Here is a 17,984-nt window from a genome sequence, read left to right as displayed (position 1 = left end):
TGGAGAACCGCCATGTTGAGCAATTCGCTGATCGAGCTCGATCGTGACCACTGGATCCACCCTGTCGCGTCCTATCGCGGCCATGAGAAGGCGGGCGTGCGGGTCCTGCGCTCCGCGAAGGGCGCGACGATCACCGACGCCGAAGGCCGTCAGCTCATCGACGGCTTCGCCGGGCTGTGGTGCGTCAATGCCGGCTACGGGCAGGAGAGCATCGTCGAAGCCGCGGCGAACCAGATGCGCGAGCTCGCCTATGCCACGGGCTATTTCGGCCTGGGCTCCGAACCGGCGATCAGGCTCGCGGCCGAGCTCGCCGAGCGTGCGCCGGGCGACCTCAAGCGCGTCTACTTCACGCTCGGCGGCTCGGACGCGGTCGACAGCACGGTGCGCTTCATCCGCTACTACCAGCAGGCGCGCGGCAAGCCGCAGAAGGACCAGTTCATCTCGATCGAGCAGGGCTATCACGGCTCCTCGACCGTCGGCGCCGGCCTCACCGCCCTGCCCGCCTTCCATGCCGGCTTCGGCGTGCCTTATGACTGGCAGCACAAAATTCCGTCGCACTATACCTATCGCAATCCCGTCGGCTCCGATCCGGCCGCCGTCATCGCCGCCTCGCTCGCGGCACTGAAGGCCAAGGTCGACGAAGTCGGGGGAGCCGAACGCGTCGCCGCCTTCTATTGCGAGCCAATCCAGGGCTCGGGCGGCGTCCTCGTGCCGCCGCCGGGTTGGGTCAAGGCGATGCGCGACCTCTGCGCTGAGCTCGACATCCTGTTCGTCGCCGACGAGGTCATCACCGGCTTCGGCCGCACCGGCCCGCTCTTCGCCTGCGAGGACGAGGGCATCGTCCCGGACCTGATGACGACCGCCAAGGGGCTCACCTCCGGCTATGTGCCGATGGGCGCGGTGCTGATGTCGCAGAAGGTCTATGACGTGATCGCCGACGGCTCCGGCGCCGCGGCGGTCGGCCATGGCTATACCTATTCGGCCCATCCGGTCAGTGCGGCGGTGGGGCTCGAAGTGCTGCGGCTCTATGAAAACGGCCTGCTGGAGAACGGCCGCAAGGCCGGCGCGCGGCTGATGGCGGGGCTGGAGAGCCTGAGCGACCATCCGCTCGTCGGCGAGGTCCGCGGCCGCGGCATGCTGGCGGCCGTCGAGCTGGTGACCGACAAGGCGAAGAAGACGCCGCTGCCGGCCGCCTCGGCGCCGGCCCAGCGCGTCTTCGACCGCGCCTGGAACAACGGCCTCGTCATCCGGGCCTTCGGCAACGGCGTGCTGGGCTATGCGCCGCCGCTGTGCTGCACCGAGGCCGAGATCGACGCCATCGTGGAGCGGACCCGCAAGACCCTCGACGAGACGCTGGCCGACCCGGATGTGCGCGCCGCGATGGCGTGAACGCCGGCCTTCAGGGCATCGGGGAGGATGGGATCCATCCTCTCTTTTGCCCCAAGGGAAGCCGATATTCCGCAGCAGCGGCGAATTCGGAATTTTGTGCCGTCCGGTTTTCGACATTCGGTGAATCCGGCGAGCCGTCTGTGGGAGACTGGGTCGAGGCCGACGCAGATGCGGCCGGGGAACAGGGCACGACCGCCGCGGAAGCCCGCAAGGCGGACTGAAACGATGCGGCGGCGCCGAAGCATCGGCGCCTGCGCGGCAAGCGACGCGGAGAGACGATGACGAAGAGCTTTGGCGATTTCCGCTACATGACGTTCGATGTCGTGGGCACGTTGATCGATTTCGAGGGCGGTCTCGTCGATACGCTGGCGGCCATCGCCCGCGAGGCCGGCGTCGCCTTCGACGGGGAACAGGCGCTGAACCTCTACCGCTCCGCCCGCTACATGCCGGATGTGCAGCATTTTCCGGACGATCTCGTCCGCGTCTACGGCGTGATCGCGCCGAAGCTCGGCCTGCCGGCCGGTGAGAGCCATGGCCGGCGCCTGCGCGATGCCGTGAAGGACTGGCGGCCCTTCCCCGACAGCGCCGCCGCGCTCGCCCGGCTGGCGAAACGCTACAAGCTCATCGCCATGACGAACGCCCAGCGCTGGGCCTTCGAGCATTTCGCCCGCGCGCTCGGCAATCCGTTCTACGCCGGCTTCACCGTCGATGACACCGGCACGGAAAAGCCCGATCCGCGCTTCTTCGAGCAGGTCTTCGCCTTCGTCGAGAAGGATGGCGGCTCGCGCGACCAGATCCTGCACGTCGCGCAAAGCCAGTATCACGACATCGGCATCTCGCGCCGGCTCGGCCTGACCAATTGCTGGATCCAGCGCCGCCACGCCCAGCCCGGCTATGGCGGCACGATCGAGCCCGAGAATTTCACCGAGCCCGACTTCCATTTCACCTCGATGGCCGGGCTCGCCGACGCCGTCGAGTCCAGCCTGGCCGCCTGAAGACGCCGGGATCGAAGAAAAGCCGGCACCAAAACGCCGGCACCAACCGAAACAGGGGAATGACGATGACCGACAAGATCACGCCCAACTGGACGAGCGCCGACGACGTCTTCGTCGAGAACGCGATCCGCCGCGGCGCCAGCCGCCGCGATCTCCTGCAGATGCTGATGGCCGGCGGCCTTGCCGCTTCCGCCGGCAGCCTCGTACTGGCGCGCGCCACCTCCGCGCTCGCGGCGACGCCCGTCAAGGGCGGCAACCTGAAGGCGGCCGGCTGGTCCTCCTCGACCGCCGATACGCTCGACCCGGCGAAGGCCTCGCTCTCGACGGACTATGTCCGCTGCTGCGCCTTCTACAACCGCCTGACCTTCCTGGACGGGGACGGCAAGCTGCAGATGGAGCTCGCCGAGAAATTCGAGACCAAGGACGCCAAGGTCTGGACCGTCACGCTCAAGAAGGGCGTCACCTTCCATGACGGCAAGCCGCTGACCTCCGCCGACGTCATCTATTCGCTGAAGCGCCATCTCGACCCGGCCGTCGGCTCGAAATCGGCCGCGCTGGCCAAGCAGATGACCGGCTTCACGGCCGTCGACCCGCTCACCGTCGAGATCACGCTCGCGGCGCCCAATGGCGACCTGCCGACCATCCTGTCGACGCACCATTTCATGATCATCGCCGACGGCACGACGAACTTCGCCAAGGCGAACGGCACCGGCGCCTTCGTCTGCGAGAACTTCGAGCCCGGCGTGCGCTCGATCGCGGTCAGGAACAAGAACTACTTCAAGTCCGGCGGCGCGAACCTCGACTCCTTCGAGTTCTTCGCGATCACCGACGACACCGCGCGCGTCAATGCGCTGCTCTCGGGCGACATCCACCTCGCCGCGGCGATCAATCCGCGCTCGATGCGCCTGGTCGAGAGCCAGCCGAATGTCGTGCTGTCGAAGACCACGACCGGCAACTACACGAACCTCAACATGCGGCTGGACATGGCGCCTGGCGACAAGGCGGGCTTCGTCGAAGGCATGAAATATCTGCTCAACCGCGAGCAGATCCAGAAGTCGGCGCTTCGCGGCCTCGCCGAGATCGCCAATGACCAGCCTGTTCCGCCGATGAACGTCTATCACAACAAGGACTTGAAGCCGAAGGCGTTCGATCCCGAGCGGGCCAAGTCCCTCTTCCAGAAGGCCGGCGTCCTCGGCCAGTCGATCCCGATCGTCGCCTCGGATGCCGCCGGCTCCTCGGTCGACATGGCCGTGCTCGTCCAGCAGGCCGGCAACGCGATCGGCATGAAGTTCGACATCCAGCGCGTTCCCTCGGACGGCTACTGGTCGAATTACTGGCTGAAGGCCCCGGTCCATTTCGGCAACATCAATCCGCGGCCGACGCCGGACATCCTGTTCTCGCTGCTCTACGCCTCCACGGCGCCGTGGAACGAGAGCCAGTACAAGTCCGAGAAGTTCGACAGGATGCTGCTCGAGGCCCGCGGCTCGCTCGACGAAGCCAAGCGCAAGCAGATCTACGGCGAGATGCAGGTGATGGTCGCCGACGAGGCCGGCACCGCGATCCCGGTCTACATCTCGAATGTCGACGCCATCTCGAACAAGCTGAAGGGCCTGCTCGCGAATCCGCTCGGCGGCATGATGGGCTACGCCTTCGCCGAGTACGTCTGGCTCGAAGGCTAAAGCCCCGCTTCTCCCGCGGGTCGGGCGCGTGCGTCCGGCCCGCATTTCGTGTCACACTCCGCTCGGAGGTGTCAGCTGCGGGAGCGTCGATGAACCTTCACCTGTTGTCCCTGCTGGGCGGACGGCTGCTCGTCGCGCTGCTGACGCTGCTGATCGTCTCCTTCGTAGTGTTCTGCGCCACCCAGATCCTGCCCGGCGACGTGGCGGAGGTGCTGCTCGGCCAGGCCGCGACGCCCGAGGCCGTAGCGGGCTTGCGCGCGGCGATGCACCTGAACGATCCGGCGATCCTGCGCTTCTTCCGCTGGCTCGGCGGCATGCTGACGGGCGATCTCGGCATCTCTTATGCCAATAACCGGCCGATCGCGGAGCTCGTCGCCGGGCGCCTGGGCAACTCGCTCCAGCTCGCGGCGGCGACCGCGCTGTTTTCGGTGCCGATCGCGCTCGCGCTCGGCATCACCTCCGCCATGCTGCGCGGCTCGCTTTACGACCGCTCGGTCACGATGGCGACGATCACGGTGATCTCGGTGCCGGAATTCATGATCGCCACCGCCGGCGTGCTGATCTTCGCCGTCTGGCTGAAATGGCTGCCGGCCTTGTCCTTCGCGCGGGATGTCCACTCCTTCGGCGAGATGCTGCGCATCTATGCGATGCCCGTCTTCACGCTGAGCTTCGTGATCTCGGCCCAGATGATCCGCATGTCCCGCGCCGCCGTCGTCGAGGCGCTCAACACGCCCTATGCCGAGATGGCGCAGCTCAAGGGCGCCTCTCGCCCGCGGGTCGTGCTGCGTCATGCGCTGCCCAACGCGCTCGGCCCCATCGTCAACGCCGTCGCGCTGTCCCTCTCCTATCTGCTCGGCGGCGTCATCATCGTCGAGACGATCTTCAACTATCCCGGCATCGCCAAGCTGATGGTCGACGCGGTGGCGACGCGGGACCTGCCGCTCATCCAGAGCTGCGCGATGATCTTCTGCGTCGTCTACCTGCTCCTGATCACGACGGCGGACGTCATCGCCATCCTGTCGAACCCGAAATTGCGCTGACCATGGCCATCGACGCAGCCAACACGACAACCGCCAGCCAGCGCCGCACCGGGTATCGGTTCAACCTCACCGGCTGGATCAGCCTGATCGTCATCCTCGCCTGGGCGCTGATCGCGATCCTGGCGCCCTATGTCACGCCCCACGGCATCAGCGACATCGTCGACACCGACTATTTCGGCCCGATGAGCCTGCAGTTTCCGCTCGGCACCGACTATCTCGGGCGCGACATGCTCTCGCGCATCCTGTTCGGCGCGCGCTACACGGTCGGCATATCGCTGGCGGCCACGCTGATCGCCTGCAGCATCGGCGTCACGCTCGGCATGGCGGCGGCCGTGACCGGCGGCTGGTTCGATACGGTGCTGAGCCGCTTCATCGATGCGTTGAGCTCGATCCCCAGCAAGCTGTTCGCCCTCGTTGCCGTTGCCGGCGTCGGCTCCTCGATCCCCGTGCTGATGCTGATCCTCGGCATCATCTACACGCCCGGCTCCTATCGCTTCGCCCGGGCGCTTGCGGTCAACGTCAACACCGCGGACTTCGTCACGGTGGCGCGCCTTCGCGGCGAGAAGCTGAGCTACCTGATCCGCGCGGAAATCCTGCCGAACATCATCGGCCCGGTGCTGGCCGATGTCGGCCTGCGTTTCGTCTTCATCGTGCTGCTCCTGTCCGGCCTGTCCTTCCTCGGCCTTGGCGTGCAGCCGCCTGAGGCCGACTGGGGTTCGCTGGTGCGCGAGAATATTGGCGGCCTGCCCTTCGGCTCGCCGGCCGTGATGGCGCCCTCCTTCGCCATCGCCAGCCTGACGATCGCGGTGAACATGCTGATCGACAACCTGCCGCAGAAGATCCGCGACCGGAGCGAATGATGAGTCCTCTCGTCGAAATCCGGGACCTCAAGGTCGAAGCGACCACAGATGCCGGCCGCCGCGTCGAGATCATCAAGGGGGTGAGCTTCGAGATCGCGCCCGGCGAGATCGTCGCGCTGATCGGCGAGAGCGGCTCGGGCAAGACCACGATCGCGCTGACGCTGCTCGGCTATACTCGCGCGGGCTGCCGCATCGCCGGAGGAAGCGTCAGCGTCGACGGCCGCGACATGGCCGCACTGTCGGAAAAGGAGCGGGCGAAGGTCCGCGGAGTCGATGTCGCCTATGTGCCGCAGAGCGCGGCCGCCGCCTTCAACCCGGCGCAGCGCATCATGGACCAGGTGATCGAGATCACCCGCATCCACCAGCTGATGCCGCGCCCCGCTGCCGAGGCCAAGGCGGTCGAGTTGTTCAAGGCGCTCTCGCTGCCCGCGCCGGAGTCGATCGGCTCACGCTATCCCCACCAGGTCTCGGGCGGCCAGTTGCAGCGCCTCTCGGCCGCGATGGCGCTGATCGGCGACCCCAAGGTCGTGATCTTCGACGAGCCGACGACCGCGCTCGACGTCACCACCCAGATCGAGGTGCTGCGCGCCTTCAAATCGGTGATGCGGCAAAGCCGGATGGCCGGCGTCTATGTCTCGCACGACCTTGCCGTCGTCGCCCAGATCGCCGACCGTATCGTCGTGCTGAAGGGCGGCGAGATCCAGGAGATCGGCACGACCGAGCAGATCCTGTCCGCGCCGAAGCATCCCTATACGCGCGAATTGCTGGCGGCCTTCTCGCCCGTCGCCCGCGTCGCAGCGCAGGCGGCCGCCACGGCAAGCCCGCCGCCGCAGCCGGTCCTCGAGCTCGACGCCGTCAGTGCGGGCTACGGTCGATTGCAGCCGAACGGCAAGCCGCTGATGCTCGCGGTCGACGCCGTCAGCTTCAAGCTGGAACGGGGCCGCAATCTCGGCGTCATCGGCGAGTCCGGCTGCGGCAAGTCGACCCTCGCCCGGACCATCGCCGGCATCCTGCCGCCCTCCTCCGGCCATATCCGCTTCGACGGACGGCCGATGGCCCCCCTGGCGCGCGACCGCACGCCGGAAGAGCTGCGCAAGCTCCAGATCGTATTCCAGTCGGCCGACACCGCGCTCAACCCGGCGCAATCGATCGAGGACATCCTCGGCCGGCCGCTCGCCTTCTATCACGGCCTGCGTGGGCCGGCCCGCGACGCGCGCATCGACCGCCTGCTCGATCTCGTGCACCTGCCGCGCGCCCTGAAGCACCGGCTGCCGGGCGAGCTCTCCGGCGGGCAGAAGCAGCGCGTCAACCTGGCGCGCGCGCTCGCGGCCGACCCCGAGCTCGTGCTCTGCGACGAAATCACCTCGGCGCTCGATACGGTCGTCGCCGCGGCGATCATCGAGCTGCTGAAAGAGCTGCAGCGCGAGCTCGGCCTGTCCTACCTCTTCATCAGCCATGACCTGACGACGGTGCAGGCGATCTGCGACGAGGTCGCGGTGATGTATCGCGGCGTGAAGGTCGAGCAATTGCCGGCCGATCAGGTCGGCAAGGCCGGCGGCCACCCCTATGCGCGGCTGCTGATGTCCTCGGTGCCCAAGCTCGACCCATCCTGGCTCGACACGCTCGAGCGCGATCCGGAGCTCGTCGCCGCCTTCTCGAAGCGCTGAGCTCGCCTCAGCTCGTCGCCGTGACCGGAAACAGGCTCGTCAGCGGCATGTGCGGCTTGACGATGGGCGACTTCAGCACGACGAAGCTGAAATACTTGTCGATGCCGATATCGAGGTCGATCAGCCGCTCCATCAGCGTCTGGTACTCGATGATGCCGCTGGTCACGAATTTCACGAGATAATCGTAGCCGCCCGAGACGAGGTGGCATTCGATGACCTGGTCGAGCTTCTCGATGGCCGCCAGGAACCGCGCGAAATCGACCTGGCGGTGGTTCTTCAGCGTCACCTCGGTGAAGACCGTCAGCGTCTGGCCGAGCTTGCCGATATTGATCCGGGCGGAATAGCCGGTGATGTAGCCTTCCTGCTGCAGCTTCTTGACGCGCATCAGACAGGGGCTCGGCGAGAGGTTCACCAGCTCCGCCAGCTCGACATTGGTGATCCGGCCGTTCTTCTGCAGCTCGTAGAGGATCTTGATGTCGATCTGATCGAGCTTCATGGGGGTCTCGTCCGCTGGCGCCGTCGCAGGATGGGTCATGGGCGGCCCGGCTCCGCCCGATCATGACGGAAGCCGGCGCTCCCGGCAATCGCACGGCAGATGCTGCCGCGCGCGAAGCCCTTGTTACCGGGACTTCGCGAAAGAAGAACGCGGAATCCGCCGGTCCGAACGGAAGGAAATGCCGCGGAACGGCGATATGCGGTGCGCGCCCCCTGTCCCGACGGGCTAGGCTTCGTCTTCGTCAAGGAGACCGTGATGCCGGCACCGCTTTTCGAGATCGAGACCAGCCCGACCCTGCCCGAGAGCGCGGATGTCGTCGTGATCGGCGGCGGCATCGTCGGAGTCTGCACCGGCTATTATCTCGCGCGCCGCGGCATCAATGTCGCGCTCGTCGAGAAGGGGCGCATCGGCGCCGAACAGTCGAGCCGCAACTGGGGCTGGTGCCGGCAGCAGAATCGCGATGCGCGCGAATTGCCGATGGCGACGGCGAGCCTCGCGTTGTGGGACCGTTTCGCCGCCGAGATCGGCGAGGATCTCGGCTTCCGCCGCTGCGGCCTGCTCTATCTCAGCGACGACGAGGCCCAGCTCGCCGGATGGGCGAAGTGGCGCGATTTCGCGATCGGCCAGGGCGTCACCACCCACATGCTTTCCAGCGACGAGGCCTCCGCCCGAGGCGCCGCCACCGGCAAAAGCTGGAAGGGCGGCGTCTTCTCGCCGAGCGACGGCACCGCCGACCCCTCGCGCGCCGCGCCGGTGATCGCGCGCGGCATCGTCAAGGCAGGCGGCACGGTGCACCAGTTCTGCGCGGCGCGCGGGATCGAGACGAGCGGCGGGCGGGTCTCGGGCGTCGTCACCGAAAAGGGCACGATCCGCACGAGCACGGTCGTCCATGCCGGCGGCGCCTGGGCTTCCTCCTTCCTCAACCAGCTCGGAATCCGTTTCCCGCAATCATCGGTGCGGTCGTCGATCCTGTCGGTGATGCCAGGGGTGTCCGGCATTCCGGACGCCCTTCACACGACCGAGGTCTCGGTGACGCGCCGCGGCGATGGCGGCTATGCACTCGCGATCAGCGGCGGCGCCCGCGTCGATCCGACGCCGCAGCAACTGCGCTTCGCACGCCAGTTCGTGCCGATGTTCCTGCGACGCTGGCGCAACCTCGCCATCGGCGGCCTGCAAGGCTGGCGCGCCGGCCACGAGACCTTGGCGCGCTGGCGGCTCGACGCGCCCACGCCGATGGAGGCGAACCGCATCCTCGACCCGACGCCCGATCGCAAGCAGATCGCCGCGACCCATGCGCGGGCGCTCAAGCTGCTGCCGGCCCTGAAGGGTGTGCCGGTGCAGGCGCGCTGGGCCGGCTATATCGACTCGACTCCGGACGGCGTCCCGGCGATCGGCGAGCTCGCGGGCCTGCCCGGCTTCATCCTCGCCGCCGGGTTCAGCGGCCATGGCTTCGGCATTGGGCCGGGCGCCGGCCACCTGATCGCCGACATCGCCAGCGGCGCGAAGCCGATCGTCGATCCGGCGCCCTACCGGCCGGAACGGTTGGATGGCTCCGCCTTCGGCAAGGTCGCCGAGTTCTGAGCCCCGGCGGGTGCTGGCTTGCGAGCACATAAGTCGATCTTATGGGGTCGGCATGAATTCGTCTTGTCGCTCCCGACGGACGGTACGGATGCTGCATGAACCGGTTCGGGAGACCGGGTGGATTCCAAGAAGGGGAGATGGGGAATGATCGGATTGAGAACGGTTCTGGCGGCTCTCGCCATGGTGGCGGCCGGGGCCAGCGCTCAGGCGCAGACGGTCTACAAGGTCGGCTCGACGCCGACGGGCACGCCCTTCACCTTCCTCGACGCGAAGACCAACACCATCCAGGGGATGATGGTCGACGTGATCGAGGAGATCGGCAAGGACCAGGGCTTCAAGGTCGAGATCCAGCCGATGCAGTTCTCCGCGCTGATCGCGGCGCTGACCTCGGGCAAGATCGATATCATCTCGGCCGCCATGTACGGCTCGCCCGAGCGGGCAAAGGTCGTCGACTTCAGCAAGGACGTCTACGCCTATGGCGAGGGGCTCGTCGTATCGACCAAGGACGAGAAGGACTATGCCGGCTTCGACGATCTCAAGGGCAAGAAGGTCGGGGCCCAGATCGGCACCCGCTACATCGATGCCCTGAAGGCCGCCGGCACGGCCGCGGAAGTCAATGCCTATGACAGCCTGCCCGACATCCTGCGCGACGTCTCGAACGGGCGCCTCGACGCCGGCATCGGCGACTACCCGATCCTGGCCTACAACCTCGCCCAGGGGCGCTTCCCGCAATTGCGGCTGGTGAAGTCCTACAAGCCGTCCGTGCCCGGGCCGATCAACATCGCCGTGAAGCAGGGCAATGCCGAATTGCTGGGCAAGATCGACGCCGGCCTCGCCGCCATCAAGAAAGATGGGCGCTTCGACGCGATCCTGAAGAAGTGGGGCCTCTGAGCGTTCCGCGGATCGCGTCATGAGCCACTTCCTCAGCCAGGTACCGACGTTCCTGCCGATCCTGATGCAGGGCGTCTACCTGACCATCCTGGTCACGCTCGGCGCCTTCGTGCTCGCGACGGCGCTCGGCCTGCTCTGGGCCTTCATGCGGGTGAGCGGCATCGCGCCGCTCGCCTGGACGGCGCGCACGATCATCGTCGTGGTGCGCGGCATCCCCGGCCTGGTGACGCTGTTCTACATCTATTTCGTGCTGCCGGATCTCGGCCTCTCGCTGACCGCGTTGCAAGCCGCGATCATCGGCCTCGGTATCGCCTATTCGCCCTATATGGCGGAGGTGTTCCGGGCTGGGATCGAGGCGATCGACCGCGGGCAGACGGAAGCCGCGCTCTCGATCGGCATGGGCTGGGGCCTGATGATGCGGCGCGTCGTCCTGCCCCAGGCGATCCGCGTGGCGCTGCCGCCCTATGGCAGCACCATGGTGATGCTGCTCAAGGATTCCTCGCTCGCCTCGACGATCACGGTCGCGGAGCTCTCGCTGCAGGGCAAGCTGCTGGCGTCCTCCACCTTCGAGAACACGGCGATCTTCACCTTGGTGGCGCTGATCTATCTCGCCATGAGCCTGCCATTGACGGCGTTCAACGCCTGGCTCGAACGGCGTCTGGGGGCTGGCCGATGAGCATCGTCGCGCTGCACAATGTGCGCAAATCCTTCGGGCCGCTCGAGGTGATCCACGACGTCTCCTTCTCGGTCGAGAAGGGCGAAGTGGTCTGCATCATCGGGCCGTCCGGCTCCGGCAAGTCGACGCTGCTGCGCTGCATCAATGGGCTCGAGACCTATCAGGGCGGCGAGATCGTCGTGCATGGCGAGCGGGTCGATACCAAGGCGCGCAGCATCCGGCAGGTGCGGACGCGGGTCGCCATGGTGTTCCAGCGCTTCAACCTGTTCCCGCACCGGACGGCGCTGGAGAATGTCGCGGAAGGGCCGATCTTCGTGAAGAAGGAGCCGCGCGAGCAGGCGCTCGCCCAGGCCCGACAGCTCCTCGAAAGGGTCGGGCTCGGCGCCAAGATCGACGCCTACCCCGCCCAGCTCTCCGGCGGCCAGCAGCAGCGCGTCGCTATCGCCCGCGCGCTCGGCATGCGGCCGGATGCGATCCTGTTCGACGAACCGACCTCCGCGCTCGACCCCGAGCTCGTCGGCGAGGTGCTCGCGGTGATGCGCTCGCTCGCCGACGAGGGCATGACGATGATCGTCGTCACCCATGAAATGGGGTTCGCCCGCGAGGTGGCCGACCGCGTGCTCTTTCTCGATGGCGGCGTACTGGTCGAGCAAGGGCCGCCGAGCGAAGTGCTCAGCCGGCCCCAGAACCCGCGCACGCAGGACTTCCTGCGGCGCATCCTGCAAGCATGAGGATCGCGGCATGGCACAGGTGACCGGGCCGTTCTTCGCCGAGGGCGCCGTCGACACGCCCTATTGGTGGGATGCGGCCGAGCCCAAGGCAGCCCCCTCCACCGCGCTGCCGGCCAGCAGCGAGGTCGTGATCGTCGGGGCAGGCTTCACCGGCCTCAATGCGGCGCTGACGCTGGCGAAAGCCGGCAAGCAGGTGACGGTGCTCGACGCGGAAGCGCCGGGCTGGGGCGCCTCCTCCCGCAACGGCGGCATGCTGGGGCCGGGATGGGCGACCTTCGACACGGCCATGGCCTATGGGCCGGAAAAGGCACGCGCCATCGTCGAAGAGAGCTTTCTTGCGCTCCAGCACATCAAGGACGTCGTGGCGCGCGAGGCCATCGCCTGCGACCTCGCTGCGGTGGGCTATTTCCGCGGCGCCATGACGCCGCGCCTCTACGAGGCCATGGGCCGCCAGCTCGACCGCATCCGCAAGGTCATGCCCTGCGACGCCTATCTGGTGCCGCGGGCCGAGCAGCATGGCGAGATCGGCACCGATCTCTACCATGGCGGCCTCGCCATTCCCGGCTATACCGGGCTCCACCCCGCCCGCTATGTCGCCGGCCTCGCCGAAGCGGCGCGCCGCGCCGGAGCCCAGCTCTTCGGCGGCGCGCGCGTCACGGCGATCGCGCCGGACGCCGGCGGCTTCACCGTTTCCGTCGGCCGGCAGCGGATCGCGGCGAAGCAGCTCCTCGTCGCCACCAACGGCTATACGGGTTCGCTCCTGCCCTTCCTGCAGCGGCGGATCATCCCGATCCGCAGCGCGCTCATCGCCACGGCGCCGCTGCCGCCCGAGGTCATGAACCGGCTGATGCCGAAGCGGCGCATGCTGGCGGGCAGCCAGCGCGTCGTGACCTATTACAGGCCCTCGCCGGACGGCACGCGCGTGCTCTTCGGCGGCCGCGTGCTCAAGGTCAACGGCGAGAACGTGGCGCGGGCCAATGCCGGCCATCTGCGCAAGCAGATGCTGCAGGTCTTCCCGGAGCTGGAACGGACGCCCCTCACCCATTACTGGCACGGCCAGACCGGCTTCACCTTCGACAAGCTGCCGCATCTGGGGCAGCAGGACGGCATCTTCTACGCCTGTGGCTACAACGGCACCGGCATCGCGCGGGCAAGCTGGTTCGGCCACAGGATCGCTGAGCGCATGCTCGGCAGCGTGGAAAAGCCCAGCGCCTATGAGGACCTGCCGTTCAGGAGCCGCCCGCTCTATTACGGCAAGCCCTGGTTCCTGCCGCTCGCCGTCCAGTTCTACGAGATGCTGGATCGCTGGGAGCAGCGTTAAAGCATCGGACTGGACATCGGCGCTCGCGGCGGCGATGTCTGCGCCATCGCTGATGCTGGAACCACCGATGCGGGCCCGCCAACTCGAAGTCTTCTGCACGCTGATGCGCAGCGGCACCGTCACCGGCGCGGCGGCGATGCTCAACATCTCGCAGCCGGCGCTGAGCCAGATCCTGCTCCACACCGAAGACCAGCTCGGCTTCAAGCTGTTCGACCGCGTGCGCGGCCGGCTGGTGCCGACGCAGGAGGCCGAGGAGCTCTACGCCCAGGCCGAGCACATCTTCGGGGAGCTCGATGCGCTGCGGCGGCGCACCGTCGACATGCGGCACGGGCGCACCGGGCTCGTCAGGCTGGCGGCATCCGCCCCACCCTCGATGTCGATCGTGCCGCGCGCGCTGCTCGCCTTCCGGGAAGCGCATCCCGATATCGTCGTGCGCTCGCTCATCGCGTCGCAGGCGAGCATCATCGACATGCTGCGCAGCGGCGAGGTCTCGCTCGGCATCACCATGAACAACCTGCCGCATCAGGGAATCGTCACGGAGACGGTCGGCCATGCCGATCTGGTCTGCGTGCTGCCCGCGCAGCATCGGCTCGCGGCGCTGGACCGGATCGGCTTCGCGGATATCCAGGCGGAGACCCTGATCTCCTACCGCGCCGACACCTTGCCGGGGCGCCTGCTCGCGGTCGCGGCCGAAACGGAGGGGCTTGCCTATGCTCCCGCGATCGAGATCGACCTGTCCATCACGGCGCTGCCCTTCGTGCGCGACGGCCTCGGCCTTGCCGTCGTCGACGGGCTGCTGCCATGGGAGCAGTTCAACGGCATCGTCGCCCGGCCGTTCTCGCCGCGGATCGAGGTGCCGATCGCGATCGTGACCAGCAAGGACCGGCCGCTCTCCGCCAGCCATGAATGGATGCGCGACTGCCTCAGAGCCGCCGGCCGCGACTTCAGCCGGGCCGCGCTTGCGGGCGAGTGAGCCCGCGCGGACGCCTCAACCGTCGGCGTCCTCCAGCAACGCACCGATCGGCGCGGGCCTGACCGGAGCCTGGGCCCGCAGCCGGCCGGCTTCGCGAGCACAGCCCAGGCCTGCGCAGGCGGCCACGATCTCGGCGGCGGCGAGCTCGCAATAGCGGCCCTGGCAGCGCCCCATGCCGACGCGGCCGAGCGATTTCGCGCGGTTGACCTCGCCGCCGCCGAAGTCGACGGTCTCGCGCAACTCCGCCGCCGTCACGCCCTCGCAGCGGCAGATCACGGTCTCGTCCGGAAGCGCGGCGCCCGACGGCCAGGGGAAAGCCTGGGCGATGCCGTCAGCGAAACGGATAAAACGACGCAACCGGCGCCTGTCGGCGGCGATATCGGGCGCGGGCAGGCCGAGATCCTGCAGGCAGGCAGCGGCGGCGAGGCGCCCCGCGACCTCGGCCGCATCGGCGCCGAGAATGCGCAAGCCGTCCCCAGCGAGATAGACGCCCGCGCTGGCCCGCCCCATCTCGTCGGCTTTCGGCAGCCATTGGCGCCAGCTCTCATCATAGGCGAAATCGCACCCGGCGAGATCGGCGAGCCGCGTCTCGGACCGCAGATGCCAGCCGAGGCCAACCGCGTCGCAGTCCGTGCGCCGCTCCTGCCCGGCCGCGTCGCGCCAGCGGATGGCCACCGGCCCGCGCGCATCGGCCTCGATCCGGTCGAGCCGGACCCCGGCATGGTAGAGCCCGGCGAGGCGCGCCCGCATCGCGAGCCCGCGCAGGGCGAAAACCGGCCGTGCCGCGAGACCACCGAGACCGGCAAGCTGCCGGCGCATCGGCGAGGTGTCGAGCACCGCCGCGACCTCGCCGCCGGCCTTCAGCAATTGCACCGCGAGCAAGGTAAGCAGCGGGCCCGAACCCGCCAGCACGATGCGACGGCCGAGCGCCGCGCCTTGCGCCTTCAGCGCGATCTGCATCGCACCGAGGCCGTAGACGCCGGGGTTCTCCCAGCCCGGCACCGGCATGATGCGATCCATCGCGCCGGTCGCGAGGATCAGGCGATCATAGGCGACCCAATGGCTGCCGGCCGGCCCGAGCACGAGCAGGCGCCCATTCGCGATGGCGGCGACGGAGCTGCGCGCGTGATGGACGAGCCGGCCTGCCGCGAGCATTCCGTCGAAGGCGGCATGCAGCGCCACCGCCTTCGACGCTTCCGAACCGTAGAGAGTCTCGGGCGGGCGCGTGAAACCGGGTGGCGGCCGGCGATAGATCTGGCCGCCGGCGCGCTCGGCCTCGTCGATCACGATCGGCGCCAGCCCGGCCGCGACGAGCGTCTGCGCGGCGCGGATGCCGGCCGGCCCGGCGCCGACGACGACCACGCGCGGCGTTCCGCCGCCGCTCACGACCAGTCTCCCGGAGCGTCGGTCAGCAGCCGCATGCCTTCAGTGAGCGGCGTCGAGCAGGCGCGGATACGTGGCCCCTCCTCCTGCCAGACCCAGCAATCCTGGCAGGCGCCCATCAGGCAGAAGCCGGCGCGGGTTTCCACCCCGAATTCGGAATGGCGCAGCGCCGGCGCCACGGAAAGGATGGCACTGAGCACCGTGTCCCCGGCAAGTGCCTGCCGTTCCGCGCCGTCGAGGACGAAGCGCATCGGCGCGCGGTTCGTCTCGGCAAGCCGGACGAGGCGCCCGGCCGGATGGCCCGCCGCGCTCACTCGGCCGCCTCGGGCAAGGCAGCACCGCCCTCGGGCATTTCGGGGAAGCGCAGGCGCGCCTCCCTGAAAGCCTGCGCCACGCCCTGCGCGCCCACCTCGCCCTTCATCCGGCGGAAGATCTCCGTCTTGGCGAAGAAGCGCCAGTGGATCGGCAGGCCGGCAAGCAGCGCGGTGAGCCGGTCATAGGCTTCCGGCGTCCATTGCGCCTCGTAGCCCTCGCGCTCGGGGCCGAAATGGAAATGGCCCTCGACCGGCGGGCGTGATGCGCGGCGCGCCTGCGTCGCCGCCTCGTCGACCTCGCCTGCGCGGATGACGACGCCGTACTCGCGCTCCGCCGCCTCGGCCGAGACGTAGCCGCGCGCCACATCCGTCGCGACGCGCCAGGGCTCACGATCGAAAGGATGGCCGCGGCCGCCGCCGCCGGCGGAGCGGATCTCGAGCACGTCGCCCGGCTGGAGCACAGCGGTGTCGATATTGCCGAGCCGTCGCTCCTCCGGCTCGCCGGGGTTGACGACCATGTCCGACAGGCCCGCCGCGCGGCCGCCGAGCACGCCCCAGGGGCGGAAGAAGCTGCGGTCGCGGTTGCGGGCGGTGATGCGGCTATCCGGCGCGAAGACGCGGAAGGCCATCTCGGTGGCGAGCCCGCCGCGCCAGCGCCCGGCGCCGCCGCTGTCCCTGGCCAGCCCGTATCTGACGAACTCGACCGGGGTCTCCGTCTCGGTGATCTCGACCGGCGTGTTCCTGAGATAGGCCGCGTCGGCCCCCGAGCCGTTGGTGCCGTCGCGATGGGGCATGCCGCCACCGCCACCCACCACCGGGTTGACCGCGGCGATGACGGTGCGGCTGGTACGCTCGTCGGTGGTCATCACGTTGACGATGCAGTTGTTGCCCGCGGGCGCTGCCGGCAAACGCTCCGGTACCGCCTGCGAGAACGCCCCGAAGATCACCGAGCGCAGCCGCGCGCAGGTGAGCGAGCGCATGCCGACCGCCGCCGGAAAGACAGGGTTGAGCACGGTTCCTTCCGGCGTGATGCAGGTGAAGGGGCGCGTCAGGCCGGTGTTGAGCAGGATTTTCGGGTTCAGCGTGTAGAGGACGTAATAGACCCCGACCAGCAGCATCGTATGCCGGGGGTTGCCGCCGGAGGGCACGTTGAGCGACGACGCGAGCTGCGGGTCGGAGCCGGTGAAATCGAGCACCGCCTCGCCGCCGCGGATCGTCAGTTTGAGCTTGAGGCGGCAGGGATTGGCCTCGACCGAATCCTCGTCGGCATAATCGGCGAACTCCCAGGTCCCGTCCGGCATGGCCCGCAGCACTTCGCGCGCCTGCGCTTCGGCATGGTCGAGCAGCGCATCGACGCCCTCGAGGAAGGCCTGTCGGCCGAACTTCTCGATCATCGCCAGCACCTTGCGCTCGCCGGTGTTGAGCGCGCCGACCAGGGCCTTGATGTCGCCGATGTTCAGGTCCGGCTTGCGGACGTTCGTCGTCATGATCCGCAGGATCTGCTCGTCGAAGACACCCTCGTTGACGAGCTTCATCGGGGGAAAGCGGATGCCCTCCTGATGGATCTCGGTCAGCGCACGGGAGAGCGAGGCCGGCACCGCGCCGCCCATATCGGTGTTGTGGATATGGCCGCCCGTCCAGGCGACGATCTCGCCCTCGTGAAAGACCGGCTTCCAGAGATGGGTGTCGGGGGCGTGGGTGGCGACGAAGCAGGAATAGGGGTCGTTGGTGAAGGCCACGTCGCCGGGCTTGTAGTTGTCGACCATCTCGATCGCGGGCGCCCAGGAGAGGCCGGGATACCAGGTCGCGCCCAGCTCCATCGGCACGGCGAAGGTGTCGCCGCGCCGGCTGATCAGCATGACGGTGAAGTCCTCCGTCTCCTTGACGAAGGCGGAATGCGCCGTGCGGTGCAGCGTATGCGCCATATTCTCCGCCGCGGCGCGGGCGTGGTTGGCGAGGACCTGCAGCTTCATCCGGTCGAACATCGG

At 68.3% G+C, this 17,984-nt stretch carries 16 protein-coding genes; 12 read left to right on the top strand and 4 right to left on the bottom strand.

Features of this window, described 5'->3' with window-relative positions; genetic code table 11:
* Positions 1-12: 12 nt before the first annotated feature.
* The 6 genes from GY40_RS10605 to GY40_RS10580 all read left to right on the top strand — a co-directional run bounded on the left by GY40_RS10605 (position 13) and on the right by GY40_RS10580 (position 7,630).
* Positions 13-1,389, top strand: a complete 1,377-nt coding sequence (locus GY40_RS10605) for an aspartate aminotransferase family protein (protein ID WP_038361626.1) — start codon at positions 13-15, stop codon at positions 1,387-1,389.
* Between the two features lie 278 nt (positions 1,390-1,667).
* Entirely contained in the window at positions 1,668-2,384 is a 717-nt protein-coding gene (locus GY40_RS10600) for an HAD-IA family hydrolase (RefSeq protein WP_038361624.1), read from the top strand.
* Between the two features lie 65 nt (positions 2,385-2,449).
* Complete coding sequence (locus tag GY40_RS10595; protein WP_038362526.1) at positions 2,450-4,063, top strand: ABC transporter substrate-binding protein; 1,614 nt, start codon at positions 2,450-2,452, stop codon at positions 4,061-4,063.
* A gap of 89 nt (positions 4,064-4,152) precedes the next feature.
* A complete protein-coding gene (locus GY40_RS10590; RefSeq protein WP_038361621.1) occupies positions 4,153-5,103 on the top strand; it encodes an ABC transporter permease in 951 nt (316 codons plus the stop codon).
* A gap of 2 nt (positions 5,104-5,105) precedes the next feature.
* Positions 5,106-5,963, top strand: coding sequence for an ABC transporter permease (locus GY40_RS10585; RefSeq protein ID WP_038361618.1), 858 nt, complete (start codon positions 5,106-5,108; stop codon positions 5,961-5,963).
* Positions 5,963-7,630 carry an ABC transporter ATP-binding protein gene (locus GY40_RS10580; RefSeq protein ID WP_038361615.1) on the top strand — a complete coding sequence of 556 codons (1,668 nt, stop codon included), beginning with the start codon at positions 5,963-5,965 and terminating at the stop codon, positions 7,628-7,630. Before GY40_RS10585 ends, GY40_RS10580 begins: the two co-directional genes overlap by 1 nt.
* 7 nt (positions 7,631-7,637) lie before the next feature.
* Here GY40_RS10580 and GY40_RS10575 read toward each other — a convergent pair whose 3' ends face one another.
* On the bottom strand, positions 7,638-8,126 hold the full coding sequence (locus tag GY40_RS10575) for an Lrp/AsnC family transcriptional regulator (RefSeq protein ID WP_038361612.1): 489 nt from the start codon (positions 8,124-8,126) through the stop codon (positions 7,638-7,640).
* A gap of 255 nt (positions 8,127-8,381) precedes the next feature.
* Here GY40_RS10575 and GY40_RS10570 point away from each other — a divergent pair, with 255 nt between their 5' ends.
* The 6 genes from GY40_RS10570 to GY40_RS10545 all read left to right on the top strand — a co-directional run bounded on the left by GY40_RS10570 (position 8,382) and on the right by GY40_RS10545 (position 14,299).
* On the top strand, positions 8,382-9,707 hold the full coding sequence (locus GY40_RS10570; protein WP_038362524.1) for an NAD(P)/FAD-dependent oxidoreductase: 1,326 nt from the start codon (positions 8,382-8,384) through the stop codon (positions 9,705-9,707).
* A gap of 144 nt (positions 9,708-9,851) precedes the next feature.
* Positions 9,852-10,598 (top strand): ABC transporter substrate-binding protein, encoded by a 747-nt coding sequence (locus GY40_RS10565; protein WP_038361609.1) that lies wholly within the window; start codon positions 9,852-9,854, stop codon positions 10,596-10,598.
* Between the two features lie 19 nt (positions 10,599-10,617).
* A complete protein-coding gene (locus tag GY40_RS10560; RefSeq protein WP_038361606.1) occupies positions 10,618-11,274 on the top strand; it encodes an amino acid ABC transporter permease in 657 nt (218 codons plus the stop codon).
* Positions 11,275-11,276: 2 nt separating this feature from the next.
* Positions 11,277-12,005, top strand: coding sequence for an amino acid ABC transporter ATP-binding protein (locus GY40_RS10555; protein WP_038362522.1), 729 nt, complete (start codon positions 11,277-11,279; stop codon positions 12,003-12,005).
* A gap of 10 nt (positions 12,006-12,015) precedes the next feature.
* Positions 12,016-13,326, top strand: a complete 1,311-nt coding sequence (locus tag GY40_RS10550; protein WP_038361604.1) for an NAD(P)/FAD-dependent oxidoreductase — start codon at positions 12,016-12,018, stop codon at positions 13,324-13,326.
* 67 nt (positions 13,327-13,393) lie between these two features.
* Positions 13,394-14,299 carry a LysR family transcriptional regulator gene (locus GY40_RS10545; protein WP_038361601.1) on the top strand — a complete coding sequence of 302 codons (906 nt, stop codon included), beginning with the start codon at positions 13,394-13,396 and terminating at the stop codon, positions 14,297-14,299.
* Positions 14,300-14,314: 15 nt separating this feature from the next.
* On the opposite strand, the gene GY40_RS10540 is transcribed toward GY40_RS10545, so the two are convergent.
* Genes GY40_RS10540 through GY40_RS10530 form a run of 3 tightly spaced genes read right to left on the bottom strand, consistent with a single transcriptional unit; the run spans position 14,315 to position 17,981 of the window.
* Positions 14,315-15,685 (bottom strand): FAD/NAD(P)-dependent oxidoreductase, encoded by a 1,371-nt coding sequence (locus GY40_RS10540; RefSeq protein WP_038361599.1) that lies wholly within the window; start codon positions 15,683-15,685, stop codon positions 14,315-14,317.
* A complete protein-coding gene (locus GY40_RS10535; protein WP_051987864.1) occupies positions 15,682-15,933 on the bottom strand; it encodes a (2Fe-2S)-binding protein in 252 nt (83 codons plus the stop codon). The genes GY40_RS10540 and GY40_RS10535 overlap by 4 nt, the downstream gene beginning before the upstream one ends.
* Positions 15,934-15,992: 59 nt before the next feature.
* Entirely contained in the window at positions 15,993-17,981 is a 1,989-nt protein-coding gene (locus tag GY40_RS10530) for a hydantoinase B/oxoprolinase family protein (RefSeq protein ID WP_038361594.1), read from the bottom strand.
* Between the last annotated feature and the right edge of the window lie 3 nt (positions 17,982-17,984).

This window comes from Allobosea sp. UNC402CLCol, assembly GCF_000745475.1.
Classification (GTDB): Bacteria; Pseudomonadota; Alphaproteobacteria; order Rhizobiales; family Beijerinckiaceae; genus Allobosea; species Allobosea spartocytisi.
Note: the sequence above shows the minus strand (reverse complement) of the source record. Positions and strands in the feature narration are given on the sequence as shown.

Bases quoted from the DNA above. Each gene is read 5' to 3' on its own strand.
- GY40_RS10605 (WP_038361626.1), top strand. From the start codon at position 13: ATGTTGAGCAATTCGCTGATCGAGCTCGATCGTGACCACTGGATCCAC.
- GY40_RS10600 (WP_038361624.1), top strand. From the start codon at position 1,668: ATGACGAAGAGCTTTGGCGATTTCCGCTACATGACGTTCGATGTCGTG.
- GY40_RS10595 (WP_038362526.1), top strand. From the start codon at position 2,450: ATGACCGACAAGATCACGCCCAACTGGACGAGCGCCGACGACGTCTTC.
- GY40_RS10590 (WP_038361621.1), top strand. From the start codon at position 4,153: ATGAACCTTCACCTGTTGTCCCTGCTGGGCGGACGGCTGCTCGTCGCG.
- GY40_RS10585 (WP_038361618.1), top strand. From the start codon at position 5,106: ATGGCCATCGACGCAGCCAACACGACAACCGCCAGCCAGCGCCGCACC.
- GY40_RS10580 (WP_038361615.1), top strand. From the start codon at position 5,963: ATGAGTCCTCTCGTCGAAATCCGGGACCTCAAGGTCGAAGCGACCACA.
- GY40_RS10575 (WP_038361612.1), bottom strand. From the start codon at position 8,126: ATGAAGCTCGATCAGATCGACATCAAGATCCTCTACGAGCTGCAGAAG.
- GY40_RS10570 (WP_038362524.1), top strand. From the start codon at position 8,382: ATGCCGGCACCGCTTTTCGAGATCGAGACCAGCCCGACCCTGCCCGAG.
- GY40_RS10565 (WP_038361609.1), top strand. From the start codon at position 9,852: ATGATCGGATTGAGAACGGTTCTGGCGGCTCTCGCCATGGTGGCGGCC.
- GY40_RS10560 (WP_038361606.1), top strand. From the start codon at position 10,618: ATGAGCCACTTCCTCAGCCAGGTACCGACGTTCCTGCCGATCCTGATG.
- GY40_RS10550 (WP_038361604.1), top strand. From the start codon at position 12,016: ATGGCACAGGTGACCGGGCCGTTCTTCGCCGAGGGCGCCGTCGACACG.
- GY40_RS10545 (WP_038361601.1), top strand. From the start codon at position 13,394: ATGCGGGCCCGCCAACTCGAAGTCTTCTGCACGCTGATGCGCAGCGGC.
- GY40_RS10535 (WP_051987864.1), bottom strand. From the start codon at position 15,933: ATGCGCTTCGTCCTCGACGGCGCGGAACGGCAGGCACTTGCCGGGGAC.
- GY40_RS10530 (WP_038361594.1), bottom strand. From the start codon at position 17,981: ATGTTCGACCGGATGAAGCTGCAGGTCCTCGCCAACCACGCCCGCGCC.